At 71.9% G+C, this 11678-nt stretch carries 8 protein-coding genes; 2 read left to right on the top strand and 6 right to left on the bottom strand.

The genetic code is table 11. From position 1 onward, the window contains the following. Positions 1 to 389 precede the first annotated feature (389 nt). Positions 390 to 1244 carry a methyltransferase domain-containing protein gene (locus tag AB0L56_RS13175; RefSeq protein WP_361024635.1) on the top strand — a complete coding sequence of 285 codons (855 nt, stop codon included), beginning with the start codon at positions 390 to 392 and terminating at the stop codon, positions 1242 to 1244. Positions 1245 to 1304: 60 nt separating this feature from the next. Here the strand turns inward: AB0L56_RS13175 and ffh are convergent, their stop codons facing one another. The 5 genes from ffh to AB0L56_RS13150 form a co-directional block, all read right to left on the bottom strand. Next, positions 1305 to 2855, bottom strand: coding sequence for a signal recognition particle protein (gene ffh / locus AB0L56_RS13170; protein ID WP_361024638.1), 1551 nt, complete (start codon positions 2853 to 2855; stop codon positions 1305 to 1307). Positions 2856 to 2947: 92 nt separating this feature from the next. Then, complete coding sequence (locus tag AB0L56_RS13165; RefSeq protein WP_365422404.1) at positions 2948 to 5386, bottom strand: [protein-PII] uridylyltransferase; 2439 nt, start codon at positions 5384 to 5386, stop codon at positions 2948 to 2950. Between the two features lie 29 nt (positions 5387 to 5415). After that, entirely contained in the window at positions 5416 to 5754 is a 339-nt protein-coding gene (locus tag AB0L56_RS13160; protein ID WP_030231663.1) for a P-II family nitrogen regulator, read from the bottom strand. Next, positions 5751 to 7091 (bottom strand): ammonium transporter, encoded by a 1341-nt coding sequence (locus AB0L56_RS13155; protein WP_365422400.1) that lies wholly within the window; start codon positions 7089 to 7091, stop codon positions 5751 to 5753. The genes AB0L56_RS13160 and AB0L56_RS13155 overlap by 4 nt, the downstream gene beginning before the upstream one ends. Before the next feature lie 346 nt (positions 7092 to 7437). After that, a complete protein-coding gene (locus AB0L56_RS13150) occupies positions 7438 to 8934 on the bottom strand; it encodes a hypothetical protein (protein ID WP_365422397.1) in 1497 nt (498 codons plus the stop codon). Positions 8935 to 9380: 446 nt separating this feature from the next. On the opposite strand from AB0L56_RS13150, the gene AB0L56_RS13145 reads away from it, so the two are divergent. After that, positions 9381 to 10046 carry a bifunctional DNA primase/polymerase gene (locus tag AB0L56_RS13145; protein ID WP_365422394.1) on the top strand — a complete coding sequence of 222 codons (666 nt, stop codon included), beginning with the start codon at positions 9381 to 9383 and terminating at the stop codon, positions 10044 to 10046. Positions 10047 to 10340: 294 nt separating this feature from the next. Here the strand turns inward: AB0L56_RS13145 and ftsY are convergent, their stop codons facing one another. Continuing rightward, on the bottom strand, positions 10341 to 11543 hold the full coding sequence (gene ftsY / locus AB0L56_RS13140; RefSeq protein ID WP_361024653.1) for a signal recognition particle-docking protein FtsY: 1203 nt from the start codon (positions 11541 to 11543) through the stop codon (positions 10341 to 10343). Positions 11544 to 11678 lie beyond the last annotated feature (135 nt).

The raw sequence follows: 11678 nt of genomic DNA, 5'->3' as shown, positions 1-11678 counted from the left end.
CCGTCTCCCGCCACCACCCTCAGAGGAGGCCCTCGCGGGCCGCCCCCCTGCTTGGCGCGTAAGCGGTCTCCCCCGCCGGTGTGCGTGAGGCCCCCGGATGCGCAAGAGGCGTTTCGGCCGCCCTCGTGGCGACATGCCGCCCCTCCGGCTCACCGCGGGCGCTAAGACCGTGACGTTACCGCGTCCCCCACCGGCACCACACACCGCCCGGATTACCGGAATGCGAATTCTTGCCACTGGCACGAGCAACTACCAAGCCGCGGCCGCATTCCACTGGACGACACGTCGAGGCCGGAGTTTCCTGGCATACGGGGGGTGTGCGGGCGCACTGCACGGGGGCCAGGGAATCGGGCACTGCGGCAACTCTCGGCTGATTGGGGCGCTTACCTATGACACCTACGCTCGTGCGGCAGCACCTGCCTCAGACCGGGGCCGCCCCCCGGGTGGACCTGCGTGCACGCGCGCGTGACTGGTCCGAGATCCAGGAGCGGATGCTCGTACCGCTGTACGAGGCCGTCTACGAGCGACTGGACGTGGGTCCCACGACGCGGCTGCTCGGCCTCGGCTGCGGCTCCGGACTGGCCCTGCTGATGGCGGCCTCGCGCGGTGCCACGATCACCGGTGTCGACACCTCCGCCGACCGGCTGGCTCTCGCGCGGGAACGGCTGCTGCCCGAGGAAAGGGAGCCGTACGCGCCGGCCGGCACCAGAATCGTGCAGGGCTCACCGGCGGACACGGCCCGCGCGGACGCGGCCGCGTACACCGTGGTGACCGCGTTCGAGCCGATCGGCTGTCTCGCGGGCGACGCGGAGGGGCTGGGCGAGTTGCTCGCCGAGGCGGTGCCGCTCGCCGGGCGCCGAGCGGCCGTGGTGCTGGCCGGCTGGGGCCCGCCGGAGCGGTGCGCCACGGCGTCGGTGCTGCGGGTGGCCGCCAAACTCGCGGAGCCGCTGCGCGGCGGGGGCACCTGGCGCCCCGCCGACCGCGACGACCTGGAACGGGTCGCCGAGCGGGCGGGACTGCGGCCGGACGGATCCGGACGGGTGGCCTGCCCGTTCGGCTACGCCGACGCCGACAGCGCGGTGCGGGGCCTGAAGTCGACCGGGCTGTTCGACCCGGCGATCAGGGCGACGGACCAGGTGCAGGTCGACAAGGAGCTGACGGAAGCCGTGCACCCCTATCAGCGGCCGGACGGGACCGTGTGGATGCCCAACGTGTTCCGGTACCTCGTCGCACGCACCCCCTGAAACATGCCACCGGGGCGCCCCCACGTGGAGGGGGCGCCCCGGTGTCACGCCGGTGCGGCCTCAGCCCATGAACTTCTTGAACTCGTCCGGCAGCTCGAAGTCCTTGCCGCCCTGCTGCGGCAGACCGAAGGCGCTGCCGCCCTCCGCGGCGGCGGCGCGGCGCGCGGCCGCCTCCTGCTCCTGCTGCTTGCGCTTCATCGGGTTGCCGGAGCGCTGCTTGCCCTTGGCCTGCTTCTGCTTCTTCTTCTGCCGGCCCGGGCCGCCGCCCGTGCCCGGCATCCCGGGCATCCCCGGCATGCCGCCGCCCTGCGCCATGCGGGACATCATCTTGCGCGCCTCGAAGAACCGCTCGACCAGGTTCTTCACCGCGCTGACCTCGACACCGGAGCCCTTGGCGATACGGGCGCGGCGCGAGCCGTTGATGATCGTCGGCTCCTGGCGCTCGGCCGGGGTCATCGACTTGATGATCGCGGCAGTGCGGTCGACGTCCCGCTCGTCGAGGTTGTTGATCTGGTCCTTGATCTGGCCCATGCCGGGCAGCATCCCGAGCAGCTTGCTGATGCTGCCCATCTTCCGGACCTGCTCCATCTGGGCCAGGAAGTCGTCCAGGGTGAAGTCCTGGCCCTTCTTCGACGCCAGCTTGGAGGCCATCTTCTCGGCCTCTTCCTGGCTGAACGTCTTCTCCGCCTGCTCGATCAGGGTGAGCAGGTCACCCATGTCGAGGATGCGGGAGGCCATCCGGTCCGGGTGGAAGGCGTCGAAGTCGTCGAGCTTCTCGCCGTTGGAGGCGAACATGATCGGCTTGCCGGTGACCTGCCGGATCGACAGCGCCGCACCACCGCGCGCGTCACCGTCGAGCTTGGAGAGCACCACGCCGTCGAAGCCGACGCCGTCACGGAAGGCCTCCGCGGTGTTGACCGCGTCCTGACCGATCATCGCGTCGACGACGAAGAGGATCTCGTCAGGGCTGACGGCGTCCCTGATGTCCGCGGCCTGCTGCATCATCTCCTGGTCGATGCCCAGGCGGCCCGCGGTGTCCACGATCACGATGTCGTGGACCTTGGTCTTCGCGAACTCGATGGAGTCCTTGGCGACCTTCACCGGGTCGCCCACACCGTTGCCCGGCTCGGGCGCGTAGACGGCGACGCCCGCACGCTCGGCGACGACGCTCAGCTGGTTGACGGCGTTGGGGCGCTGCAGGTCGGCGGCGACCAGCACCGGCGAGTGCCCCTGCTCCTTCAGCCAGCGGCCGAGCTTGCCCGCGAGGGTGGTCTTACCGGCACCCTGCAGACCGGCCAGCATGATCACGGTGGGGGGCTGCTTGGCGAAGCGCAGCCGGCGGGTCTCGCCGCCCAGGATCTGGATCAGCTCGTCATTAACGATCTTGATGATCTGCTGGGCCGGATTGAGCGCCTTGGAGACCTCGGCGCCGAGCGCACGCTCCTTGACGTTCTTGATGAACGCGCGAACGACGGGCAGGGCCACGTCGGCCTCGAGGAGGGCGATGCGGATCTCTCGCGCCGTGGCGTCGATGTCCGCCTCGGACAACCTGCCTTTGCCGCGGAGGTTTTTGAAAGTCGCGCTGAGGCGGTCGGAGAGGGTATCGAACACGGTGGCGTCGGTCCTCGAGGTCGGGGGCGAAACTGGGCTGCCCTCCAGGGTATCCGGCCCGGCAAGCAAATCGCCCCCGCCCGCTGAGGTGGTCACGCCCGCAGCGCCTCTTCCAGCTTCCGTGCCACAGCCACCGCCTCTTCATCCGGCAAAGGAACACCCTGCTCCTGCGTTACGTAGAACGCATCCACCGCGTTCGCCCCCAGCGTGCTCACATGGGCGCTCCGTACCCGCACCCCCGCGTCCTCCAGCGCCCGCCCCATGCGGAACAGCAGCCCGGGGGCGTCCTGGGCACGGACCTCGATCACCGTGGCGTGCCGGGAGGCGGCCGGGGCGACCGTCACGCGGGGCGGGGGTGCTACCACGCCGCGCCGCCTCGGGTACGCGGCGTCGCGCTCGGCGAGGCGGCTCCCGATGTCGAAGCTGCCGTCCAGGGCGCGGACGAGGTCGGCGCGGAGCCGGGCGGCCTGGGGCAGGGAGCCGTACTCGGCGGCGACCCGCCAGTCCAGCAGCAGCACGGAGCCGTCGACGCCGTCGGGCAGGTCCAGGGCCCGCAGCTCGGCGGTCCGCACGGTCAGCCGGTGCACGGCGAGCACACCGGCCACCGCGGGCAGCACGCCCGCCTGGTCGGGTACGGCGATGAGCAGCTCCACGCCCAGCGGTTCGGGGTCGCCGGAGGGCTCGGCGGGCGCGGCCTGGGCCCGCAGCGACAGCACGGGCGCGCCCGTGGCGATGGCCTCGAGCCCGAGGCGCTCGTGTTCCGCGGTGGGTGCGGCCTCGGCGGGGTCGGCCGGGACCTCCCCGGACAGCACGGCGGAGACCCGTGTGACCAGGTCGGCGACGAGCGAGGCACGCCAGGACGACCAGGCGGCGGGCCCGGTGGCGAGGGCGTCCGCCTCGGTGAGGGCGTGCAGGAGTTCGAGGGTGCCCTGGGTGCCGACGGCCTCCGCCACCGCGCGCACCGTGGCGGGGTCCTCCAGGTCGCGCCGGGTGGCGGTCTCGACGAGCAGGAGGTGGTGGCGTACGAGGGCGGCGATCACGGTGATGTCCTCGTGATCGAAGCCGATGCGGGCGGCCACGTCCTTGGCGATGATCTCGCCGGCCACCGAGTGGTCGCCGGGCCGGCCCTTGCCGATGTCGTGCAGCAGCGCGGCGACCAGCAGCAGGTCGGGCCGGTGCACGCACCGGGTGAACTCGGAGGCGCGCACGGCGGTCTCGATGAGGTGCCGGTCCACGGTCCACAGGTGGACGGCGTTGCGCTGGGGCCGGCAGCGGACCCGTTCCCAGTCCGGCAGCAGGCTGTTGACCAGGCCTTCCGCCTCCAGTGCCTCCCAGACCTGCACCGTGGGCCGGCCGGAGCCCAGCAGGGTCACGAGCTGTTCCCGCGCCTCGGCGGGCCAGGGCGTGGGCAGCGGGCACGCGCCGGTGGCCATGCGCCGTACGGCGTGCGGGGAGAGCGGGAGCCCGGCCTGTGCGGCGGCGGCTGCGGCGCGCAGGGGGAGCACAGGATCGCGTTCGGGGCGTGCGGCGCGGGCGAGTACCACCTCGCCGTCGTGTTCCACGACCCCTTCGGCCAGCGGGGAGCGCTCGGGCGCCGTCCTTCCGCGGCCCAGCACGGCACGCAACCGGGGGCGCACCGCGCGGGAGCGCAGGACGCGTCCCACTTCGCGCCAGGTGACGTCACCGGCGTAGGCGATGACCCGCGCGGCCTCGTACACCTGCCGGAGCAGCGCGTCCGCGTCGAGCAGGGCGAGTGCGGCCGCGACCTGGTCCTGCTCCTGGAGCGCCAGGCGGTCGGTGGCGCGGCCGGTCGCCAGATGCAGGGCGTCCCGTACGTCGAGGAGCCGGCGGCGGGCGTCGGTGAGGCCTTCGCGCGGGGCGTCGGCGAGCCAGGACGCCGCCACCGCGCGCAGGGCGGTGAGGTCGCGCAGTCCGCCGCGGGCCTCCTTGAGGTCGGGTTCCAGGAGGTACTGCAGCTCGCCGTGCCGTTCGGCGCGTTCCTCGCTCAGCTCCCGCAGCGCGGGGAGGCGTTTGGGCGCCTGGTTGCGCCAGTCGGCGAGCACGGCTGTGCGCAGGGCGGTGGTGAGGCCGAGGTCGCCGGCGATGTGCCGGGCGTCCAGCAGTCCGAGCTGGACCTTGAGGTCCTCGCCCGCGGTCCTGCGGGCCTCGGCCGGGGTGCGGACGGAGTGGTCGAGGGCGAGGCCCAGGTCCCAGACGGGGTACCAGAGGCGGTCCGCGAGTGCGGCGACCTCCTCGGGGGCGGTGCCGTCGTGCAGCAGGAGCAGGTCGAGGTCGCTGCGCGGGGAGAGTTCCGCGCGCCCGTAGCCGCCCACGGCGACCAGGGACACTCCGCGCGCCCCCTGGCTGCCGGCGGTGAAGAGCCCCGTGAGCCACTGGTCGGTGAGCCCCGCGAGGGCGGCACGGCGCGGCGGCCCGGGCCGCGCCTTGCTGTGGAGAAGGTGCAGCCGGGCCGCCGCGTAGCCGCTGGGTCCCGAGTCCTCTGCCTCGTTGTGCATGTCCGTCCCCGTCACCCGGCGGCTCCTGTTCCGTCCGTCTGCCGTCAGAGCGCGTCCGGGCCGCGCTCGCCGGTCCGCACCCGTACGGCCGTCTCGACCGGGATCGACCAGACCTTGCCGTCGCCGATCTTGCCGGTGCGGGCCGCCTTGACCACGACGTCGATCAGCTGCTCGGCGTCGTCGTCCTCGACCAGCACCTCGATGCGGATCTTGGGCACCAGGTCGACGGTGTACTCGGCACCGCGGTAGACCTCGGTGTGGCCGCGCTGGCGGCCGTAGCCGCTGGCCTCGGTGACCGTCAGACCGTGCACTCCGAAGGCCTGTAGGGCCTCCTTGATCTCGTCGAGCCGGTGCGGCTTCACAACGGCGGTGATGAGCTTCATGCGTCCACCTTCTTGGACTCGGCCGGGGCGACGGGGGCGGTGGCGGCGGTACGGGCCGCGCCGCCGCCGGCGCCGCTGAAGTCGTATGCGGTCTCGGCGTGCTGGGCCTGGTCGATGCCGGTCACCTCGTCGTCCTCGGAGACTCGCATGCCGATGGTCTTGTCGAGGAGGAAGGCGAGGATCGCGGAGGCGATCAGAGAGTAGGCGAGGACGCCGAAGACGCCGGCGCACTGCTTCCAGAACTGGTCCAGGCCGCCGCCGTAGAAAAGGCCCTCGACGGCGGACTGGCCCTTGCCGGTGGCGAAGAAGCCGATGAGCATGGAGCCGATGACACCGCCGACGAGGTGGACGCCGACGACGTCGAGGGAGTCGTCGTAGCCGAGCTTGTACTTCAGGCCGACGGCCATGGCGCACAGCACACCGGCGATCAGGCCGACCGCGATGGCGCCGAGCGGGGAGACCGCGCCGCCGGCGGGGGTGATGGCGACCAGACCGGAGACGGCGCCGGAGGCGGCGCCCAGCGTGGTGAAGGCGCCGTGGCGGATCTTCTCGTAGGCGAGCCAGCCGAGGACCGCGGCGCCGGCGGCGACCTGGGTGTTGACGAACATGAGCGCGCCCACGCCGTCGTCGTTGCCGAGCCACGAGCCGGAGTTGAAGCCGAACCAGCCGAACCACAGCAGCCCCGCGCCGAGCATGACCAGGGGGAGGCTGTGCGGGCGCATCGGGTCCTTCTTGAAGCCGATGCGCCTGCCGATGACCAGGATCACGCCGAGCGCGGCGGCACCGGCGTTGATGTGGACGGCCGTGCCGCCGGCGAAGTCGATGACGCCGAGCTCGAAGGCCCAGCCGCCGGATCCCCAGACCCAGTGGGCGACCGGGAAGTAGACGACGGTGACCCACAGGGCGATGAACAGCGCCCAGGCGGTGAACTTCACGCGGTCCGCGAGGGCGCCGCTGATCAGCGCGGGTGTGAGAACGGCGAACATCAGCTGGAAGACCAGGAAGACGAACACGGGGATGGTGTAGCCGTCCCAGAGTTCGGTAAGGCCGATGTCGCTGAGGCCGACCCAGTCGGAGTTCCAGCCGATGAGGCTGCCGGAGTCGGTGCCGAACGCCATGGAGAAGCCGTACAGCACCCACAGGACGGTGACGATGCCGAGGCTGATGAAGCTCATCATCAGCATGTTCAGGGTGCTCTTGACGCGGACCATGCCTCCGTAGAAGAAGGCCAGGCCCGGGGTCATGAGCATCACCAGGGCGGAACAGATGAGCATGAACCCTGTGTTGGCGGCGGACAGCGTGGGCGCGTCTGCGGCCAGGGTGATGGCTGATGCCATCGGCGTCTCCTCGTCGTTGGTACGGCCCCGTGCGGGCGAAGCCTTGAGCGGATTGAGGGGTGGGCCGGTTATGCGCCACGAGATTGGCGCAGCGCCGTTTCGGTGGAAGCCCCTCGTGGTTTCGCCGCCGTGACGAAGACACCCGGCGTGTTACAGGTCGATGAACTGCCGGATCCGGGCCGCGCCGGTCGTTATCGTGGCGCAACCTTCGGTGCTCGGCCGGGAGCCGTGGCCGTGGTGATGAAAAGGCCGGCCGCGACCGGCCTCCGAATGACTGGCATGGGGGAGCCGAGTCGGGCAGTTCGGGAGGGCCGGCCGCGGCCGGGGCACGGTGGTTCCTCTGGGGTCAGACCGCCTCGGCGGTCTCGGGGAGCTCGATCGCGAGCCGCTCGGTGAGTTCCACGACTTCGGCGAGATCCCCGAAGTCGCGTACGGCGGTGTCGACCGTTTTTCGGATACGAGTGTTGACGCGCTCGGAACGGACCTTCTTGGCCGCCTTGACGGCCTCGGTGGCGAGAACCGTGCTCTGCTCGGGCTCGCGCTGGAGGAGATGGACGGTGGCCATGCCGATCAGGTTGAGGGCGTAGGACCGCTGGTGTGCGCCGCCCTCCTGGCCGAACAGTTCCACGGCCCGCCGCATCAGCGGCTCGGCGAGCGAGGCGTAGGTGGGGCTGCGGCCGGCGACGTAGGCGAGGTCGCGGAAGGAGTGGGAGTTCTCGGCGTAGAGCTCGGCCTCGGAGAAGAAGCGGATCCAGTCGGCGTCGGGCTCGTCCCACTCGTCGGCCTCGGCGAAGGTGTCCTCGGCCATCCGCACGGCCCGCTTGCACCGGCCGGGCTGGCCCATGTTGGCGTAGGCGCGGGCCTCCATCGCATACAGCATCGACTGGGTCCGCGGGCTCGCGCAGTCGCGGCTGCCGTACTGCGCGAGGTGGATCAGCTCCAGGGCGTCCTCGGGCCGGCCGAGGTGGATCATCTGGCGGCTCATGCTGGACAGCACATAGGAGCCGAGCGGCCGGTCGCCGGCTTCCTTGGCGGCGTGCAGGGCGAGCACGAAGTACTTCTGGGCGGTGGGCTGGAGCCCCACGTCGTACGACATCCAGCCGGCCAGTTGGGCGAGTTCGGCGGCGACCTTGAACAGCCGTCGGGCGGTGGCCTCGGGCTGGGGTTCCTGGAGCAGGTCGGTCACCTCGTGCAGCTGGCCGACGACCGCCTTGCGGCGCAGCCCGCCGCCGCACTGGGCGTCCCACTGCCGGAACATGACGGTGGTGGTCTCCAGCAGGTCCAGCTCGGGCCTGGACAGCCGACCGCGGGCACGGGCGGAGGAAAGGACGGTGTCGGGTTCGGTCCGGGGCTGCGGGGCGGGCGGGGAGGGGACGAGCCAGCGCTGCATGGGCTCGATGAGGGACGGGCCCGCGGAGAGGGCGAGCGAGCTCCCGAGGAAGCCGCGCCGCGCCAGCATCAGGTCGCTGCGCGAGAACTCGCTGATCAGGGCCACGGTCTGCGGGCCCGTCCAGGGCAGGTCGACGCCGGTCGCGGAGGGTGCCGGGCGGGTGGTGCGCAGGCCCAGGTCCTCAACGGAGACGACGACGCCGAAGCGTTCGGAGAACAGCTCGGAGAGGATTCTGGGGATCGGCTCGCGTGGGTTCTCCCCGTCGAGCCAGCGGCGCACGCGTGAGGTGTCGGTGGAGATGTGGTTGGCGCCCAGCTGGCGGGCTCTGCGGTTGACCTGTCGGGCGAGCTCGCCCTTGGACCAGCCGCTGCGGACGAACCACGAGGCGAGAAGCCCGTTCGGACGCTTCTCCTGACTCGCCGTGTTCGCCCCGCCACCGCCGTTGCCGCTCACTGGAACGCCCCCATCCCTGAAGACCACTTGTCGCTGAGTGCGCCAAGCCCTATCAGAATGCCGGTTGTCGGGGCCGCCCGTCCGGCGGTTGCCACCCTTCGAACGGAAAGCCGAGTTGCCTCCGGCATACCCGCGAGTGCATGTGCCCCAAGAAACCGTGCACACAAAGTAACCCTACGATCACCCGTCTCACCATGGCGGAACCGCAATCGCCACCATTCGCCACCCCTTCGAATGAACTCACGGTCGCCGACCCGCGATTCACTTGACGCAGGACAGCCAAGAGTGGGTGCAGCGATGCATGCAGGGGCGCGCATCACCCGGCGCACCACCCTCGGCGCGTCGAAGCGCAGGTTGGTCGGCATGGCGTGGGGAAGTCGGAAACAGAGCGTCACGTTCTGCGTCCGCTACGTAACCACCGATACGTCGGACCCGTTGGAGGGGGCATGGGCTTCACGATCGGTATCAGTCGGGGCATCCGCGACATCCGGTCCGGTTCGCGTCGCCGGAGCCGCTCGTCGGACGGCACGGTCGTGGCGGAGTACACCGGGCTGTGGGGCTGGGATGTGGTGCCGGGGGTACGGGCCGCCGCGGGCGCCTGCTCCTGCGGACGCGCCGACTGCCGGGCACCGGGCGCCCATCCGCTCGGCCAGGCGCCGGTGCTCCGCGCCGGGGCGCCCCTGGACGAGGTCACCGCGGTCTGGTCCGAGTTCCCGGGCGCCACGCTGATGCTGCCGGTGGGTCGGGCGTTCGACGTGATCGAGGTCGCCGAGCCGGTTGGGCGGCACGCCCTGGCCCGGCTGGAGCGCATGGGCCTGCCGGTCGGCCCGGTCGCGGCCACCCCGGACGGCCGCGCGCACTTCTTCGTCGCCCCGGGTGCCGCCGCTGCCCTGCCCGATCTGCTCTACCGCATGGGCTGGGACGACCCGGCCGCCCTGGACGTACGCGGCCTGGGCCCGGGTGCGTACATCACGGCGCCGCCGTCCGACCGCGGCGGCCTCGGCCCGGTGCACTGGCTCCGCTCCCCCGCCCTCGACTCGGCCTCCTGCCCCCCAGAGGCCCGCCTACTCCTGGGCACCCTGGCCTACGTAGCCCACCGCTCGGGAGCGTAACCGCGACCCGCGGGCAGTCGTGCCGCTGGGGCGGCCGCGAGGGCCCCCCACCGCTCGGGAGCGTAGGTAGCCGCGATCCGCGGGCAGTCGTGCCTCCCCCAGTGCCTTAAGGGCCTGGGAGGTACCCCCAGGGCGGCACGGGTGGGCGCGACGGCACCCCGCCCGCGCTGGCTGCGCAACCCACCCCCGCCCGGCACCGACGCCGGCCACCCCGGAAAACAGCGAAGCGCCCGTCCCCCGTTTGCTCCGGGGGCGGGCGCTTCCTCGCAATCTGCGGGACCGATGAAGGGGACGTCACTCCCCGATGAGCGCATCCACGAACGCCTTCGGCTCGAACGGCGCCAGATCATCCGCGCCCTCACCGAGTCCGATCAGCTTGACCGGCACGCCCAGCTCACGCTGCACGGCGATCACGATGCCACCCTTGGCCGTGCCGTCCAGCTTGGTGAGCACGATGCCGGTGATGTCCACGACCTCGGCGAAGACCCGGGCCTGGACCAGCCCGTTCTGACCGGTCGTGGCATCGAGCACGAGCAGCACCTCGTCCAGCGGCGCCTGCTTCTCCACGACACGCTTGACCTTGCCGAGCTCGTCCATGAGCCCGGTCTTGGTGTGCAGCCGCCCGGCGGTGTCGATGAGCACCGCATCGGCGCCCATGTCCTTGCCCTCCTTGACCGCGTCGAACGCGACCGAGGCCGGGTCACCGCCCTCCGGCCCGCGGACGGTATGGGCGCCCACCCGCTCGCCCCAGGTCTGGAGCTGGTCGGCTGCGGCGGCACGGAAGGTGTCGGCGGCGCCGAGGACGACGGTGTTGCCGTCGGCGACCAGCACGCGGGCAAGCTTGCCCGTCGTGGTGGTCTTGCCCGTGCCGTTGACGCCGACGATCATCACGATGCCGGGGCCACCGGCCTCGTTCTCGGTGTGCACGGTGCGGTCCATGTCCGGACCGACCAGGGTGACCAGCTCCTCGCGGAGCAGCCCGCGCAGCTCCTCGGGGGTGCGGGTGCCGAGCACCTTCACCCGCTCGCGCAGCCGCTCGACGAGTTCCTGGGTGGGCTGCACACCGACGTCCGCGGTGAGCAGGATGTCCTCGACCTCCTCCCAGGTGTCCTCGTCGAGGTGTTCCCGGGACAGCAGGGTGAGCAGGCCCTTGCCCAGGGCGTTCTGTGAACGGGAGAGACGGGCGCGCAGCCGGACCAGCCGGCCTGCGGTGGGCTCCGGGATCTCGATCTCGGGAGCCTCGGCGGCGGGCGGTTCCTCGATGACGACGGGACCGGCGCCCGCCGGAAGATCAACCTCCTCGATGGTGCGCCGCGGTTCCTCCCGCGGCGTCTCGGCCTCTTCGCCGACGTGCGGCTCGGCCGGAGGGGCGGTGATGTCGGGCGCAGCGGGCGGCGGCGGGGGCTGCGGCTTCTTGCGCCGGGTGCCGACGATGAGCCCGCCGAGCGCGCCGAGCACGACCACGGCGATGACTACAGCAAGGATGACGATGTCCATAACGCGTCCAGTATCGGCCATGGGTACCCCGGTCGCGCCGATCGTGACCCGCGCCGGTCGGTGCGTGCCGCGCGGTGCGGGTGCCGCCCCGGGCCGGGGAGCGGCGTCGGGGGCGGACATGCCGCCGCCCCGGCT

It is taken from the genome of Streptomyces sp. NPDC052079, from assembly GCF_040680275.1.
Lineage (GTDB): Bacteria > Actinomycetota > Actinomycetes > Streptomycetales > Streptomycetaceae > Streptomyces.
Note: the sequence above shows the minus strand (reverse complement) of the source record. Positions and strands in the feature narration are given on the sequence as shown.